The organism is Shewanella indica, assembly GCF_002836975.1.
In the GTDB taxonomy this organism is placed as follows: Bacteria; Pseudomonadota; Gammaproteobacteria; order Enterobacterales; family Shewanellaceae; genus Shewanella; species Shewanella indica.
The window spans coordinates 114,092-129,838 of the sequence record NZ_NIJK01000006.1 but is presented as its reverse complement, the minus strand read 5'-3'; the positions used below and the strand labels follow the sequence as shown (position 1 = coordinate 129,838).

The following is a 15,747-nucleotide window of genomic DNA, read 5'->3' as shown; positions in this document are numbered from 1 at the left end:
CGGCCTAGGGCGGTAAAAATATCAAAGACCCGATATCCTGTTAATCACAAGGCAGCTCCGCTTAAGTGAACTACGTTGCGCTAAAGCGGGCGTTTTCAGTTAAGGCCAAACTCAGTGCTGATGACCACCGACGCCATGGGCATGACCATGAGCTATCTCTTCATGGCTGGCTTCACGGGCTGAGACCACTTCAATATCAAAGGTCAGCTCGCGACCGGCCAATGGGTGGTTGATGTCCACAGTGGCCATAAACTTGCCCACCTTGACCACAGTCACTTGACGCTGACCTTGATCTGTATTGACGACCGCGCGCATGCCAGGCTTCCATACTTTGGCGCCCATCAGGTGTTTTACCGATACGCGCTGCTCAGCGCCTTCAACCCGCTCACCGTAAGTTTCAGAGGCCGGCAAGGTCACACTGAACTTGGCACCTATCTCTTTACCTTCAATGGCTTTCTCGACTCCGGGCATCATGTTGTCATGGCCATGCAGATAGGCGATGGGATCGTGCCCCTCGTTGGTTTCCAGCACTTCACCCTTTTCATCGCGCAGTGTGTAATTGAACTGCACCACCATATCTTCTTTAACGCTCATTCTGAGTCCTCAGTATTCATGATTCCGGCGCAGCTTAACAAAACTGTCGCCTGCACTCCACTGCTTTGGATTAACGCCCCGCGCCCGGCACTATCGCCAGATGCTCGAGTCGCTCCAGCACCTGGTGGTTTTTCAATGCCAACTGACAAACACCACCATCAATTTGATGCTTAACAGAGCAATCCACACTCCAGCTGCGCAGCAGATATCCGGCCAAGGCCGCATTGCTGGCCACCTTGAGTTCGCCATCCTCCATACGATAGTCGAGCATAATCGCCTCCGGGTGTTTCAGGCTCGGATGGGGAACCAACACCAGTTCCACCGGCGTCAACCAGTTGTTGTCGGCTGCCGGTTGCTCCTTGGGCAAGGGAGAGCTTTCAAGTTCTCTGGCCTGCTTGATACGGGTCACCACAAAGTCGTTGAACTTGCCATGCAGTCTGTCAAATGCCCGCACATGCCAGCGCTGACCGTTGTTGACCAGCGCATGGGGCACTATTTCTCGAAAAGTTTCGCCGCTTGAGGTGGAGACATATTGCAGCGCCAGCGCCAGCCCTTGTTGAATCGAGCGCATCAGCGCCGCGATAATCTCGGTATCCGGATGAATAAGCCGCACCGCATCGAAACAGACCTGGCTGGGCACCAGGGGCTGTGACAAACCATCTCCAAAGCCACGGGCCAACCCCGAGAGAATGGCTTCAGGCTCGTGATGAAACAAGGGCTTGAATTCATGCTGGCGCTGATAATGACGACTGGGGTGCATCAGCTTGAGATTCTGTGGCGCCAGCTCGCGATAGAGGCTGAAGTCGCGGGTGGCGGCCGCCAATCCGGTGGCAAACTTGGCAATCAGATCCTGACGACTGACCTGACCAAAATATTGCAAACTGAAATCGATAAAGGCCAGACGCTGACGCTGGCCGTGACTCAACTTGTCTATGTTGCTCATCTCGCTGCGCATATCATTCCCTGAGTTCAAATCGGTGCGGGAAAACGCCAAACTCTGTTGCCAACATTATCCGGGCAGTTGCTTGGCGCCTTTATAAACTAACATTAGCCAATCCCTTGGCTACCGGCAATCATTTTGATTAGCAGAACTAGAGTCCCAGAGCTTTAAAGGTTTCGGCAGAAGGGAAACCGTCGGCCACCAAGCCTTTACTGAGCTGAAACGCCTGTAAACTGGCGCGGGAGTTACGCCCGAGAATACCGTCCGGCTTTCCGGCATCAAACCCCTGCTCATTGAGCTTTTGCTGCAGTGCCTTTATCTGGGCGCGGCTCAAGCGGGTTTGCTGCGGCGGTGCTTTGGCAAGCCGACCGGCGCCACTTATTCTGTCGGCCAAATGGCCTACTGAGATGGCATAAAACTCAGAACGGTTCCAACGCTGGATCACCTGGAAGTTATCGTAGCCGAGAAACGCAGGTCCCTCGTGCCCGGCGGGCAGATAGAGTCTGGCTTCCATCTGGGCCTGTGGCAGCACCCTGCCATTGCTCTGGGTCAACCCCAGCGCCTGCCAGTCAGCGAGAGACTTTTTCTGCCCCAGATGCTGATAATCAAATGATTCAGGTAAGCGAACCTCCCTGCCCCAGCGTTCGTTGCGCTGCCACCCCAGGTGAGCAAGAAAGTTTGCCGCCGAAGTCAGGGCATCGTCTATGCTGTTCCAGAGATCCGCCTTGCCGTCACCGTCACCATCGACGGCATAACTGGCATAAGCACTGGGCATAAACTGGGTGTGTCCCATGGCCCCGGCCCAGGAGCCTTGCATATCGGCCGCAGCAAAACCATATTTCTGGCTCAGCTTCAACGCTGTCATCAACTCCTGGGTAAAAAAGCCCGAACGGCGGGAGTCGCAGGCCAGGGTTGCCAGCGAATCCAACACCGGCATCTTGCCCTTGTACCCCCCGTAATTAGTCTCCATGCCCCAGAAAGACAAGAGATATTGCGGCGGCACACCGTACTCGCGCTTGAGCTTATCCAGCAGCGCTTTGTGTTCAACCAGCAGTTCCCTGCCCTTGGAAACCCGCCAATCTGTTACCCGCTTATCGAAATAGTTGGCAAATGTCTGGGTAAACTCGGGCTGACTGCGATCCAGCTCTATCACTCTGGGGACAAACTTGAGTTGCTTAAGATGTGAGTCGATGGTCTGTTGACTGATCCCCGCTTTCAGGGCTTTGTCCTGCATCTCCACAATACACTGAGGAAAAGCCGCTTCCCCGGCCTTTATCAGGGCTTCTACAGGATCCTCATTCTGGGGGGCTGCCAGCGTTTGCGTGGCCAACAGCAGGGGAAACCAGGATAATACTCTGAACACCTTCCGACTCCTTAAAAGATTAAACACCCCATCGAGCTCCATCCTAACCAGTCGCACAGCGTTTTTTAAGCCCCACAGGCATAATTCCCTGTCGTTGAGCTGATTTTTAAGCATTTATTCCTGTTTGTTCATCTGAGGTTAAGATTCACTTGGACTCCAGTGCTTATGCCGTATAATGGCGCCACTAACCCTTGCTCAAGAGAGAGATCATGACTGATTTAGCGCCGGCACTGAGCCAATTTATCGATAACGTCAAAGAGCACCAGCAGGTGTGGGGCTTGCAGGACGACTCCGGCGAAGGCTGGGTGGTGTGTGATTCCAGCGAATATGAAGACACAGATGTCATGCCTTTATGGTCTGATCAGGCAGTGGCCCAAAGCCATTGCACCGAGGAGTGGGTCAACTTCGCACCGGTAGCGATTTCACTGGAAGAGCTGCTGGAGTTCTGGATTGAAGATCTCAACGAAGATGGCGTATTGATTGGTATCGATTGGCGCGCAGAGCAGGAATGTCCCGAAGTTGAGCCGGTAGAGCTGGCCAAGTTCCTGGTGGACGTGGAAGCCGAATAAGCTTTATCAGGTCGGGAGTCACCAAGACTCCCGACTTCTTTTAAGACTCAGAGCAGCATCTGCACAACCCTATGCCCTGTCCCATGGTCGACATCCCCTTTAATTGCCGTCACAGCTGCTGGTTTTGTGCCGAGCCCTGCGAGCACATTTTCGCCTTTGAAGCCTCCCCCCATGCAGAGCATGCCTCGCTGAGCGTGCCCGCCTGTAAGGAGTGCCTGACGCTGGCCCGCCAAAATCCTCTCACCTCGATATACGAGTGCCGTATCGCAGTTAAAGATGCATTGATGAAGCGCTACGCTAAACATCTGGCCATAGGGCTGAATTGGACCCGTGAAGAGCTGGAAGAATCTGAGTTTTCCTGCAAAATTCTTGGCGGTTTTAAACGCAGCGCCTGGTTTATGTATGAAGTGGCCAGGGACAGGATCAATGCCAAGGGCTGGCCCCTGTGCATCGAGGGAGTTCCGCTGAGCGACGAAACCCCAAATACCGGGTTTGACTTCGATGGCTTGCACTACAGCTCAGTGTTTGCCGCCATAGAGCACTACGCCAAAAACTTTGCACTGGATAAAGACTTTCTGCAGGCCTTGACTGCGATCTGCGGCCGCGACAGATTTGCCTTCGCCGTGCGCCTGGCCAGGCTCAACATCGCCGCAGACAAACGCACCAAAAAGCAACTTATCCGCGAACTGGAGCAGGAAAACAGCCGTTAATCAGCCCAGCTGGCGAATTCTGTCCTGCACGGCTTCCACCAACAGATCCGGCTGGAACTTGGAAATAAAACGATCGCAGCCCACCTTTTCTACCATCGCCTTATTGAAACTGCCGCTGAGGGAGGTATTGAGGGTAATAAAAAGATCGGCCATCCGCTTGTCATTACGCACCTCATAGGTAAGACGGTAACCGTCCATTTCGGGCATTTCAGCGTCGGTGATCATCATCAAAATCTGCTCTGTCACCTTGAGCCCCTGATCGCACCAGGACTTAAGCAGCGCCAGCGCCTCGCGGCCATCACTGCGTTCAATCACTTCAAGCCCCAACTGCCCCAAAGTATCGCGCACCTGACGTCTGGCGGTGGGCGAATCGTCAACAATTAAAATCTTGTGTCCCGGCATCTTGGCCACCAAGGATTCATCCAACACACCTTCTGAGAGACGCACGTCATAGTGGATGATTTCCGCCAGTACCTTTTCCACATCGATAATCGACACCAACTCAGTTTTACCCTGGGTTTCCATCCGAGTGATGGCTGTAAGGTAATGATTGCGGCCGGCGGTTTTCGGCGGTGGCATGATATCGCCCCAAGTCATGTTGACTATATGTTCAACCTTGCCCACCAGAAACCCCTGCACACTACGGTTGTATTCTGTGATGATAAGGTTAGCGTCTTCGCCCACAGGCATGGGCGAGAAACCTATAGCGCTGCGCAGATTGATAACGGGAATCGAAACGCCACGGATATTGGCGACACCACTGATGGCTGGGTGGCTGCCTGGCATGGTCGAGAGTTCCGGCAGTTTCACTACCTCTTTAACTTTAAAAACATTGATGGCAAACAGCTGAGTCGAACTGATCCTGAACAGCAGTAACTCCAGCCGATTCTCTCCGACGAGTTGGGTTCGTTGATCTACTGATTCCAATACATTTGCCATAACAACTACTTGTCCAATTCTACTGCTGAATATTACGTCGATTATAGTGGTAAAGCGGCGGAACAAACCATGCTTCAGGGCAAATTTAGGCTAAATTGTCTTAAATGATATGCACTTGGCTACTGTTATATCCGTTACAAACATCTGCCTTCATAGAGTTACCTGACTACACGTCATTATTCCGCTCATGCTTGCCGAAGGTTTTACGGGCCAGGATGATGCCCGCCAGCCCCGACAACTGGTGTTGACGAATAATCTCAAAGTTGCCGCTATCTTCAACAACAGCCAAGAGTTCAGCGTGATTGAAACGGTTTTCCTGGGGATGCTCAAACAGACGTCGACTCAAAGGATTACAGATGGCGGCGCGATAAAGCTCTTCCATGACGAAATAGCCGCCAGGACGCAACACTCTGTACACTTCGACCACCGCCTGTTGCCAGTCCGGAATATGATGAAAGGCGGCAAAATCGACCACAAGATCAAACTGGCTATCGGCAAAGGGCAAGCCGCTGCCATCACCCTGGCACAGATGCAACCAGTTTTGATCCGAATACTGCCCGGCGCAGTGGCTGACCATGTCGGAATCAAAATCGAGCGCCCATACTTCTTGCGCCCCCAGTTCCTGACGCACAAGAGCGATTCCCTCACCAAAGCCGCAACCTATCTCCAAGGCGCGACTAAAAGCCGGTAAAGGCTTGGCAAACAGCTTCAGCAACATCCGCCGCTCCAGCCGCCTTTGCAGCCACAAACGCAGCGGATGCCTGACTATCGATTTTTCAAAGCGATTGAGTTGCATAAATGGCGATCCACGCAGAATAATTCATGGTTAACTTTTAAGTGCCCTTGCGGCGACAATCATCTTCACTCGTCCCCAAAGGGTTCCAGCGGCAGTTGATCCCAATAGATGCCCTGACCAAAGAAGTCTTCCAACAGTTGATTGAGTCGCGAAAAACTACTCACCCTTTGCGGCTTGCCGCTGATACAGTGCCACACGTACCTGTGGCAGTTATTATCAAACAGGTCATAATCCCGATATTGAAACAGGCTCTCGCCGGCGCGGGCCAGTGCTTGTTCACTGACCAAAGGCATTCTTTGATGATCGCAGGCGACAAACACCTTGCTGCCGCTGCGACCTGCCAGAAAACGCTTCACCGACACAGGCCGTACAAGGCCACTGCCGTGGAGCTCGGCCAACATACCGTCGCCGAGCCAAATACCTGTGTGTTCAATGAATCCGAATACGTGGCAGCACACCAGCATCCCGGGCTGCACTCGTTTGACACTCTGGCTGTGAAACCATTCACTGGGTGTCAACCGCGCCTGCCCCTTGACGCGCTGTACCGGCAGATCCTTGAGTAATCGATTCTGGGCGATCTTCTTACGCTTCAGTCCTTCATCGGCAAGCCAAATGGTGCCGAGGGCTGCAGAACCGAGCCATAGGAGAGGCAGCGCCATAGGCATACTCCTTATATTATCCTTCGCCGAAGGTTTGCATCTCTGTCAGATCCGTACCGGGGCGGCAGAGCATGGTTTCCAAAGCACTAATTGCAGATACAACAATTGCAATATAAAAAGCCTGACGCCGGTATCCGCGCTCCAAGGGCCCCTCTTTGCCCTTAAACAAGTCAATATGAGCCGCAAGTTTAAATTCTAGTGAAGATTCAGCCAATTAAGCCCACCTTTTTTGAGTAAATTAACACTCACTACTGCAAACTTTTCGGAACATCTTTTCCAAGACTGGTCAGATCTGCTTCACATAGTCCGTCAACAATGGGCGCTTTGGCAAACTTTTGCTAGTATCCGCGCCAAACAACAACACAAAAGTGTAAAACAGTATGCATATTGAAACCCCGGTAATGATTACTTTTCTGGGTTATTTGGCCCTGATGATGGGGATAGGTCTTTGGGCCTACAAGGCGACCGATTCGGTCGATGACTATATTCTCGGCGGTCGCAAGATGGGCCCGGCGGTGACCGCTCTCAGTGTCGGCGCCTCCGACATGTCCGGTTGGCTGCTGCTGGGTTTGCCCGGCGCCGTCTATCTCGGCGGTTTGGGCGAGGCCTGGATGGGAATAGGTCTGTTACTGGGCGCCTGGCTCAACTGGCTCTTGGTGGCCAAACGTCTGCGGATCTATACCCAGATGGCCGACAATGCTCTCACGCTGCCAGACTTTTTTGAGAAACGCTTCAACGACGAGGGCGGCCTCCTGAAACTGGTATCTGCCGTCACCATATTGCTGTTTTTCACCTTTTACGCCTCCTCCGGCATGGTGGGCGGCGCTGTGCTGTTCAGCAATGTCTTTGGCTTCGAGTACCTGACGGCGCTGCTGATAGGTTCCGCTGTGATAGTGGCCTATACCTTTGTCGGCGGTTTTTTTGCAGTCAGTTGGACAGACTTCTTCCAGGGCTGCTTGATGTTAATCGCCCTGTTGATAGTCCCGGTCAGCATGTTTACCCAACCAGAGAGCCACCAAAGCCTGGATACCCTGGACCCAGCCATGCTGTCGTTATGGAGCGATAAGCTGACCCTGATAGGTCTGCTGTCGGCTCTGGCCTGGGGGCTGGGTTACTTTGGTCAGCCCCATATTCTGTCACGCTTTATGGCGATTAACAGTGTTAAGGATCTGCCGGTTTCACGCCGCATCGCCATGAGCTGGATGTTTGTCTCCCTGATCGGCGCCCTGGCGACCGGCATTGCCGGCGCGCTCTACTTTGCCGATGAGCCGCTCAAGAATCCGGAAACTGTGTTTATCCATCTGACTCAGGTCGCCTTTAACCCCTGGATTGGAGGCCTGCTTATCGCCGCTATCTTGTCGGCCATCATGAGCACCATAGACTCGCAACTGCTGGTATGCTCCAGCGTGATCACCGAAGATTTCTACCGCAAGTGGCTCAGGCCCGAGGCTTCAAGCAAGGAGCTGATGTTGGTCGGTCGTATCGGCGTGTTGGCCATTGCCATTATCTCAGTCGTTGTTGCCCTGGATCGGGAAGCCAGTGTACTGGGCCTGGTGAGCTATGCCTGGGCCGGTTTCGGTGCCGCCTTTGGCCCTGTGGTCATCCTGTCGCTGTTTTGGCGTGGCTACAGCCGCAACGGCGCCATTGCCACCATCCTAGTTGGCGGCTTGACAGTAATCATCTGGAAACAATTGGAAAGCGGTATCTTCGCCCTCTATGAAATATTGCCTGGATTCATTCTGGCAACTCTGGCCGGGATTGTAGTTAGCCGTTTGTCGCCGCCATCCGAGGCTACACAGACACAATTCAGTCGCTTCAAACAGAGTCTCTAACCACAATACTTATGCCGCCGCCATAGTTTGGCGTACACTTGTACGCCAAACGCGTTCGCAGTTTGTAATTTATTGTGTCTCTAACTTTTACAGCTTGGCAACACTGTCAATGGTTGTTTTCAATCGCTGAAAACACAGTTATCACTGCTTTTCCTGTCAACTACCTACTTTTCAGTTCGTGACACGTTCGCAGCACATTTGCAGAAATTAACCAAAATATTACAATTTTTCACATCTGGTCGGAGTTGTTGACACACTGGAGCATCCATAAGATGCACTGGACTAATAAGCGGGTGCCTGTGGGGTATTAAAGACTGACAGCCAACCTGCAAACATAAAAGAGAAGATAATAATGAAGTATTTCAACAAGACTCTTATCGCAGTTTCTGTCGCGCTGATCAGTGGCCAGACCCTGGCAGCCGGTTTCCAGCTCAACAGCCAATCAGCCACAGGTATCGGCCGTGCCTTTGCCGGTGACGCCGTGATTGCAGACAACGCATCCGTGTTATCCCGTAACCCAGCCGCCATGGCACTGTTTGACAAAGCCGCTATTTCGGTTGGTGTCACCACTGTTGACGTCCAGGTAGATATCAAAGACGTTAACTTCATGGGCGGCCAGGTGGATCTGGGTGGGATTGATGATGCAGGCAGCGTCAAATGGATCCCCAACATCTATTACATCCAGCCTTTGAACGATAAATGGGCTGTCGGTTTTGCGGCCTTTTCCAACTTTGGTACCGGCACAGACAGCGCATCATTGGTCAATAGCAAAACAGTTGCGGCTCCCTATGATCTGATAGGTAATACCGAAGTAACCACCATCAACTTCAACACCAGTGTATCCTACCGCATCAATGATATGTTGAGTTTGGGCGTCGGACTGGATTTGGTTTATGGCGAAGGCAACCTGGATCGCTATTACAATCAAATGCCATTGGTCGATGTGGATGCCGATGGTTGGGGCATTGGCGGTATTGTTGGTGCCACACTTGAGCTAAATGAGAACAACCGTTTTGGCCTGAGCTACCGTTACAGCCCCAATGTCGATGTGAGTGGTCATATTGCGACACTGACACCTTTACCAGGCCAAACAAACAGTTTTGCGTCAACCCTGTTTGATGAGCTGGAAGTGCCTTTGGCTGACATATTCCAGTTGGCCGGTTTCCACCAGTTAACCGAAAACTTTGCGGTTCATTACACGGCTCAATACACCCGCTGGGGTAACTTTGATCAAATTACTGCCAAAGATGGTGTCAGGAGCATTTATGGTACAGGTACTGTGATTGCCAATAATGTCAATGCTCCTCTTAAGCAGTATCAGTGGAAAAACTCCTGGCTGATGAGTGTAGGCGGAACTTACGACATCAATGAGCAGTTCACCGTGCGTGCCGGTTACATGTTCGACAATGGTGTTGTCGATGAAATTAGCTCTATCTCCATTCCAGACTCTGACCGTCAATGGTTCACTGCAGGCCTGAGCTACCACATCAACCAGCATCAAACCATCGACTTCGGCATGGCCTTTGTTAAAGGTGAAGAAGTGGAACTGGTAGAAAACAGTGCAGTAGTTGGCCCGGTTAACGCCATTACCAAATCAGAAGCCATGTACTACTCAGTACAGTACAGCTATCAATTCTGAGCCAAAGCTCCAATGAATTTAAGCTGACAAGGCCGCCCTTCGGGGCGGCTTCTTTGTTGATTAACAGCAAGTTGTTCAGGCAGTATTCAAGCTTACAGATGCATTCTCGCCAAGGCTTGGTTATCTTATGGAAGGTGTAAATTGCGCTACATCGGCTAGCTTACAGGGCCGGATATAAGGCGTACTTCGTACCTCTCCTATGTCACAAAAGGATTTCGAAATGAGTAAAAATTATTCTCTGGCGGCCCTGTTGCTTGGGGGTTTTATTTGCGCCGGTTTACTGCTGCTTGGCACCAGTATTGGAAACAGCCTGCTGGCAATGAAAGGTATGGAGCGAACCGTGGCGGTCAAAGGTCTGGCTGAGCGCGAGGTCAAGGCCAACGTCGCCATCTGGCCGATTCGCTTCAATGAAGTAGATAATGATCTCAACACCTTGTATCAGACGGTGCAGCAAAAGACAGATAAAGTGACAGCCTTTCTTGAACAGCAAGGTTTCAACAAGGATGAAATCTCGGTCTCTCTGCCTTCCATAGAAGACAGGCAAGCCCAGGGTTATGTCGATCCCAATGTTAAGTATCGCTATGCAGCCCGGGTGACAGTGTCGCTTTATACTCACCAGGTGGATCTGCTGCTTGAGAGCCGTAACAAGCTGCTGGCCCTGGCCAAAGAAGGCATAGCCATCGCCAGTCAGGACTATGACAGTCGCACCGAATTCCTGTTTACCGAACTCAACAGTATCAAGCCGGCCATGGTGCAGGAGGCTACCCAAAATGCCCGTGAAGTGGCCGAGAAGTTTGCCAAAGATTCAGACTCGGTACTTGGGAAGATCAAACAAGCCAGCCAGGGCACCTTCACCATTTCCGATCGCGACAGTAATACGCCTTACATCAAGAAGGTGCGAATCGTCTCTACCCTCACCTACTATCTCAACGACTGAACTTTTGAAGCGCAAACCTGAAGTGGATTTTTCAATATAAACAGGTGGCCAAGGCCGCCTGTTTTCGTATCTGTATTCTGGCTGTGTATATTCTGGGCTGGGTATTCAAGGTCTGGTCAGTTACTCAAGCCACCTCTTATTTAATCATATTTGTCTAATAATAGTTGCAGGCGACCACCTTATTCATTAGAATTTTCTCATAGATGTTTTTTTGAGAACAGTTCCATGCCCAGAATAACGCCAGTATTGACCCTGTTACTGCCCGCGCTGCTGCTCATTCAACCCGTTAAGGCAGCCGAGCCGGCCACAGTGACTGTCCGCCAGACAGAGCACTCCCAATTGCTGACCCTGGATGGCAGGCTCGAGGCGGTCAAGGCCGCAACCGTGTCGGCCCAGACCTCGGGACGGATCCTCAAGCTTTACTTTGATGTCAACGACCGAGTCCCCGCCGGGGCGGCGCTGCTTGAGATCACCAGTGAAGAGCAAGGCGCGTCCCTGGCGGCAGCCGAGGCGGAATACGCCAGAGCCAGAGCCTTGGATACCGAAGCGCAGCTGACGCTCAAGCGCTATCAGGAACTGTTTCCCAAGGGCGCGATTTCCCGCGGCCAAATGGATCAGGCCATAGCCAATGCCAAGTCAGCCTCCCAAGCGGCCAGCGCGGCCAAGGCGAGGATCATTCAGGCAAAAGAATCACTGAAATACACAGTCGTCAGCGCACCATACGCTGGCATAGTCACGGCCAGACATGTGGAAGAGGGAGAGACGGTCGCTCCCGGTCAGCCGCTCCTGTCCGGTTTTGCCGACGATGAGATGCGGGTGGTGATGCAACTGCCACAGCGTTTTCTTCAAGCCGCCAAAGCCACAGACAAGATGACGGTTATCCTAGCCGATGGCCGCAGTTTTGACGTTACCACCCCCAAGGTCTTTGGTTTCAGTGATGAACAGAGCCGTGCCTTTCAGGTGAGACTGCCACTGCCGACCAACACAGGCGATCTGCTGCCCGGCAGTTTCGTCAAGGTGCGCTTTGCCATAGACAAACGCCAGGAGATAGTGCTACCCAAAGAAGCGCTTTACAGCGTCAATGAGCTGTCGGCCGTCTACCTCAAGCGCGGCGATAACTTTGTCCTGCAACAGGTACGTCTGGGAGATGTGCGTGACGATGGCGTGACCATACTGGCAGGACTCGAAGCCGGAGACATAGTCGCCGCCAACGCCTATCAGTTGCTGCTCGAGCAGCGCCAGGCCAAGTAAGGGGAACTCATGGCTAATCACAGCGAAAATAACACCGGCATCTCCGGCCGCATTGCCGCCAGTTTCCAGCTCAGTGCCATTACGCCGCTCCTGGCCCTGCTGGGCTTGTTGCTGGGGATGTTTGCCATTATGGTCACTCCCAAGGAGGAAGAGCCTCAGATAGATGTGACCTTTGCCGATGTGTTTATCCCCTTCCCCGGCGCCACACCGACCGAAGTCGAGCAGCTGGTGACCCTGCCGGCAGAAGAAGTGATCTCACAGATAAAAGGCATAGATACCCTCTACTCCTTCTCGCAGCCCGATGGCGCGATGATCATCGTCATCTTTGAGGTGGGTGTGCCCCGCAACGAGGCGATAGTCAAACTCTACAATCAAATCTATTCCAACCTGGACAAGCTGCCCAGAGCCGCGGGTGTGGGCGATCCCTTGATAAAACCCATGGGCATAGACGATGTGCCCATTGTCAGCCTGACTCTCTGGTCAGAGGATCCCGGTGTCTCGGCTCAGCAACTGACTCATGTGGCCCATGGGCTCGAAACCGAACTCAAACGCATTCCCGGCACCCGAGATGTCGAGTCCATGGGGTCCCATGAGTTGGTGCTCAATGTGCGCATCAATCCGGCCAAAATGAGTTTTTATGGTGTCAGCTTCGATGCCATCAACCGGGCGCTCGGCGCCAACAATGCGGTCTCCATGCCCGTGTCTCTGGTGCAGGATAACCAGGAGATCAAGGTGCAGACCGGCCAGTTCCTGCGTTCGCTGGAGGATGTGCAGCAACTGGTGGTCGCGGTGCACAATGACAGCCAAGGCAAGGCCGCCCCTGTCTTCCTCAGTGATATTGCCGATATCAGCCTCAAGGCCGACGTGCCCCTCTATGGCGCCTGGCATCAGAACGGTCACAGCGCCGAAGCAGAAGCTAAAGGCGTCTTTCCGGCAGTGACCATAGCCATAGGCAAACAACCGGGTGAAAACGCCGTGGATGTCGCCGATGCAATCCTTGCCAAGGTGGAAAAGAGCCGTAACCTGCTTATTCCGGACAATGTCAATGTCACCGTGTCGCGCAACTATGGCGTGACGGCGGCTGACAAGTCCAACACTCTGATCTTCAAGTTGATCTTTGCAACCGCCGCTGTGGTTATCCTGGTGGTGTTCACCATGGGAATGCGCGAGGCACTGGTGGTGGGTGTGGCGATTGTCATTACCCTGGCGATTACCCTTTTCGCCTCCTGGGCCTGGGGCTTTACCCTCAACCGGGTATCCCTGTTTGCACTGATCTTCTCCATAGGTATTTTGGTGGACGATGCCATAGTCGTGGTGGAAAACATCCACCGCCATATGGCCATGGGCAAACGCAGCCTGAGTGAACTCATTCCCGCTGCCGTGGATGAAGTGGGTGGCCCCACCATTCTGGCGACCTTTACCGTTATTGCGGCATTGCTGCCGATGGCCTTTGTCTCGGGGCTGATGGGCCCCTATATGAGCCCTATTCCCATCAACGCCAGCATGGGCATGTTGATCTCCCTGGCGGTGGCCTTTGTGGTCACTCCCTGGCTCAGTCACAAACTACTCAGACACAAGGGTGGCGAGGGGCATAGCGACAACGCCAGCCCTGTAATGCTCAAGCTGTTTACCCGGCTTATCAAGCCATTCCTCGAGAGCCGCAAGGCCCGAGTAGGCATGGCGGCCGGCGTGTTTGTGCTGATAGGCATGGCCGTTGCCCTGCCCGTTGGCCAGTTGGTGGTGCTCAAGATGTTGCCCTTCGACAACAAGAGCGAATTCCAGGTGATGGTGGATATGCCGGAAGGCACGCCGGTAGAGCAGACGGAAAAAGTCCTCAAGGCCTTGTCCGATTATCTTGTGACTGTACCCGAAGTGCAGCATCTGCAGCTCTATGCCGGCACCCATGCCCCGATCAACTTCAACGGCCTGGTCAGGCATTACTTTGTCCGCAACAGTCAGGAGCTTGGCGATATTCAGGTCAATCTCAGTGACAAACAGCACAGGGACAGAGACAGCCACAGCATAGCCCTGGCAGTACGCGGCCCGCTGCAGCAAATCGCCCGGGGCTTCAACGCCAATGTCAAAGTGGTGGAAGTGCCCCCCGGCCCACCTGTGTGGTCGCCGATTGTGGCCGAGGTCTATGGCCCCAGCCAGGATATTCGCCAGCAGGCGGCCAGAGAACTGCAGTCCCTGTTCCAGACGACCGAGGATGTGGTGGATATCGATATCTTCCTGCCGGCGGCACAGCAGAAATGGCAGGTACTTATCGACCGCAGCAAGGCCAGTCTGCTGGGCGTACCCTACGCCAACATAGTGGATCTGGTGGCCACCGCTGTCGGCGGCAAGGATATCAATGTGCTGCATAAGCCGATGCAGAAACGCCCGGTGCCCATTCGCCTGGAACTGCCGGAGGCCGACAAACTGGATTTGACTTCAGTGCTTAATCTGCGCCTCGACAGCCTCCATGGCGGCACTGTGCCCGTGGCCGAATTGGTGACAATCCGCAAGGGGCAGATAGACGCGCCCATCATTCACAAAAACATGATCCCGATGATCATGGTGATTGCCGACATGGCCGGGCCGCTCGACAGCCCACTGTACGGCATGTTTGAAATGGCGGCGGATATCGACTCAGAAGGTGGCCTTGGCTTCAACCAGCATTATTTCAGCCAACCCGATGGTCTGGATGCCATCAGCGTACTCTGGGATGGCGAGTGGAAGATCACCTATGAAACCTTCCGTGATATGGGCCTGGCCTATGGGGTCGGCATGATTGCCATCTATCTCCTGGTAGTGGCTCACTTCCGTTCCTATCTGGTACCGCTGATCATTATGGCGCCTATCCCCTTGACCATTATCGGGGTCATGCCGGGGCACGCCTTGCTCGGCGCCCAGTTCACCGCCACCTCCATGATAGGCATGATAGCGCTGGCGGGGATCATAGTGCGTAACTCCATACTCCTGGTGGACTTTATCAACCAGGAAACCGCTGCAGGAGTGCCATTTGAACAGGCGGTCATTCACTCCGGCGCCGTGCGGGCCAAACCTATTATGCTCACCGCCCTCGCGGCCATGATAGGCGCCATGTTTATTCTGGATGACCCTATCTTCAACGGTCTGGCCATCAGCCTTATCTTCGGGATCCTGATCTCCACCCTGCTGACATTAGTGGTGATCCCGGTACTTTACTATGCCCTGATGCGCAAGCGCATCGACTCAGTGATCAACCAGGCCCAGGTGGCCAAAGGAGCTTAAAATGTCTGTAGAACGTGCCACTATGGCCTTTGCCGGATTTATGGTGATGTTGTCATTACTGTTAACCGCCACTGTCCATCACAATTTTGTATGGCTAACTCTGTTTGTTGGCGCTAACCTATTCCAAAGTGCTTTTACCGGCTTTTGTCCTGCCAGCATGCTGATGCGTAAATTCGGTATGAAAACGGAGGCTGAACAGGCCAAGGCCACTGAATAAGGAATGCAAGTGAAGATAATAACCCGTACCCAGCGCCATTTCCTGT

General features: G+C 53.2%; 15 protein-coding genes. 8 read left to right on the top strand and 7 right to left on the bottom strand.

All coding sequences use genetic code 11. The features are described from left to right. Positions 1-111 precede the first annotated feature (111 nt). From CX650_RS01605 to CX650_RS01595, 3 genes are all read right to left on the bottom strand, one after another. Entirely contained in the window at positions 112-594 is a 483-nt protein-coding gene (locus tag CX650_RS01605) for an FKBP-type peptidyl-prolyl cis-trans isomerase (RefSeq protein ID WP_039032870.1), read from the bottom strand. Positions 595-664: 70 nt separating this feature from the next. After that, positions 665-1,549: a WYL domain-containing protein gene (locus CX650_RS01600; protein ID WP_226684038.1), complete on the bottom strand. Its 885-nt coding sequence runs from the start codon at positions 1,547-1,549 to the stop codon at positions 665-667. 136 nt (positions 1,550-1,685) lie between these two features. Beyond that, positions 1,686-2,897 carry a lytic murein transglycosylase gene (locus tag CX650_RS01595; RefSeq protein ID WP_226684039.1) on the bottom strand — a complete coding sequence of 404 codons (1,212 nt, stop codon included), beginning with the start codon at positions 2,895-2,897 and terminating at the stop codon, positions 1,686-1,688. A 209-nt stretch (positions 2,898-3,106) separates the two neighbouring features. On the opposite strand from CX650_RS01595, the gene CX650_RS01590 reads away from it, so the two are divergent. Together CX650_RS01590 and CX650_RS01585 are read left to right on the top strand one after the other, a co-directional pair. Next, positions 3,107-3,466 (top strand): DUF2750 domain-containing protein, encoded by a 360-nt coding sequence (locus CX650_RS01590; protein ID WP_025009498.1) that lies wholly within the window; start codon positions 3,107-3,109, stop codon positions 3,464-3,466. 71 nt (positions 3,467-3,537) lie between these two features. Continuing rightward, positions 3,538-4,176 (top strand): hypothetical protein, encoded by a 639-nt coding sequence (locus CX650_RS01585; protein ID WP_101094847.1) that lies wholly within the window; start codon positions 3,538-3,540, stop codon positions 4,174-4,176. Here CX650_RS01585 and CX650_RS01580 read toward each other — a convergent pair whose 3' ends face one another. From CX650_RS01580 to CX650_RS01565, 4 genes are all read right to left on the bottom strand, one after another. Then, the gene (locus CX650_RS01580; RefSeq protein WP_071475902.1) at positions 4,177-5,115 is read right to left on the bottom strand and encodes a chemotaxis protein CheV; all 939 of its coding nucleotides are present in this window, start codon (positions 5,113-5,115) and stop codon (positions 4,177-4,179) included. A gap of 166 nt (positions 5,116-5,281) precedes the next feature. Continuing rightward, complete coding sequence (locus CX650_RS01575) at positions 5,282-5,911, bottom strand: class I SAM-dependent methyltransferase (RefSeq protein ID WP_101094846.1); 630 nt, start codon at positions 5,909-5,911, stop codon at positions 5,282-5,284. 65 nt (positions 5,912-5,976) lie between these two features. Beyond that, positions 5,977-6,570, bottom strand: coding sequence for a C40 family peptidase (locus CX650_RS01570; RefSeq protein ID WP_101094845.1), 594 nt, complete (start codon positions 6,568-6,570; stop codon positions 5,977-5,979). A gap of 16 nt (positions 6,571-6,586) precedes the next feature. Next, positions 6,587-6,784 carry a hypothetical protein gene (locus CX650_RS01565; RefSeq protein ID WP_101094844.1) on the bottom strand — a complete coding sequence of 66 codons (198 nt, stop codon included), beginning with the start codon at positions 6,782-6,784 and terminating at the stop codon, positions 6,587-6,589. A 166-nt stretch (positions 6,785-6,950) separates the two neighbouring features. Here CX650_RS01565 and putP point away from each other — a divergent pair, with 166 nt between their 5' ends. From putP to CX650_RS01535, 6 genes are all read left to right on the top strand, one after another. Next, positions 6,951-8,402, top strand: coding sequence for a sodium/proline symporter PutP (gene putP, locus CX650_RS01560; protein ID WP_101094843.1), 1,452 nt, complete (start codon positions 6,951-6,953; stop codon positions 8,400-8,402). 352 nt (positions 8,403-8,754) lie between these two features. Then, entirely contained in the window at positions 8,755-10,041 is a 1,287-nt protein-coding gene (locus CX650_RS01555) for an OmpP1/FadL family transporter (protein ID WP_101094842.1), read from the top strand. Positions 10,042-10,261: 220 nt separating this feature from the next. After that, positions 10,262-10,978 (top strand): SIMPL domain-containing protein, encoded by a 717-nt coding sequence (locus CX650_RS01550; protein WP_028780787.1) that lies wholly within the window; start codon positions 10,262-10,264, stop codon positions 10,976-10,978. A 225-nt stretch (positions 10,979-11,203) separates the two neighbouring features. Then, positions 11,204-12,229: an efflux RND transporter periplasmic adaptor subunit gene (locus tag CX650_RS01545; RefSeq protein WP_101094841.1), complete on the top strand. Its 1,026-nt coding sequence runs from the start codon at positions 11,204-11,206 to the stop codon at positions 12,227-12,229. A 9-nt stretch (positions 12,230-12,238) separates the two neighbouring features. Next, the gene (locus CX650_RS01540) at positions 12,239-15,484 is read left to right on the top strand and encodes an efflux RND transporter permease subunit (RefSeq protein ID WP_101094840.1); all 3,246 of its coding nucleotides are present in this window, start codon (positions 12,239-12,241) and stop codon (positions 15,482-15,484) included. A 1-nt stretch (position 15,485) separates the two neighbouring features. Next, a complete protein-coding gene (locus CX650_RS01535) occupies positions 15,486-15,701 on the top strand; it encodes a YgaP family membrane protein (protein WP_071475909.1) in 216 nt (71 codons plus the stop codon). The last annotated feature ends 46 nt before the right edge of the window (positions 15,702-15,747 follow it).

Excerpts from the sequence above, each read along its gene's own strand:
- CX650_RS01605 (WP_039032870.1), bottom strand. The coding sequence starts at position 594 with ATGAGCGTTAAAGAAGATATGGTGGTGCAGTTCAATTACACACTGCGC.
- CX650_RS01600 (WP_226684038.1), bottom strand. The coding sequence starts at position 1,549 with ATGCGCAGCGAGATGAGCAACATAGACAAGTTGAGTCACGGCCAGCGT.
- CX650_RS01590 (WP_025009498.1), top strand. The coding sequence starts at position 3,107 with ATGACTGATTTAGCGCCGGCACTGAGCCAATTTATCGATAACGTCAAA.
- CX650_RS01585 (WP_101094847.1), top strand. The coding sequence starts at position 3,538 with ATGCCCTGTCCCATGGTCGACATCCCCTTTAATTGCCGTCACAGCTGC.
- CX650_RS01580 (WP_071475902.1), bottom strand. The coding sequence starts at position 5,115 with ATGGCAAATGTATTGGAATCAGTAGATCAACGAACCCAACTCGTCGGA.
- CX650_RS01575 (WP_101094846.1), bottom strand. The coding sequence starts at position 5,911 with ATGCAACTCAATCGCTTTGAAAAATCGATAGTCAGGCATCCGCTGCGT.
- CX650_RS01570 (WP_101094845.1), bottom strand. The coding sequence starts at position 6,570 with ATGGCGCTGCCTCTCCTATGGCTCGGTTCTGCAGCCCTCGGCACCATT.
- putP (WP_101094843.1), top strand. The coding sequence starts at position 6,951 with ATGCATATTGAAACCCCGGTAATGATTACTTTTCTGGGTTATTTGGCC.
- CX650_RS01555 (WP_101094842.1), top strand. The coding sequence starts at position 8,755 with ATGAAGTATTTCAACAAGACTCTTATCGCAGTTTCTGTCGCGCTGATC.
- CX650_RS01550 (WP_028780787.1), top strand. The coding sequence starts at position 10,262 with ATGAGTAAAAATTATTCTCTGGCGGCCCTGTTGCTTGGGGGTTTTATT.
- CX650_RS01545 (WP_101094841.1), top strand. The coding sequence starts at position 11,204 with ATGCCCAGAATAACGCCAGTATTGACCCTGTTACTGCCCGCGCTGCTG.
- CX650_RS01540 (WP_101094840.1), top strand. The coding sequence starts at position 12,239 with ATGGCTAATCACAGCGAAAATAACACCGGCATCTCCGGCCGCATTGCC.
- CX650_RS01535 (WP_071475909.1), top strand. The coding sequence starts at position 15,486 with ATGTCTGTAGAACGTGCCACTATGGCCTTTGCCGGATTTATGGTGATG.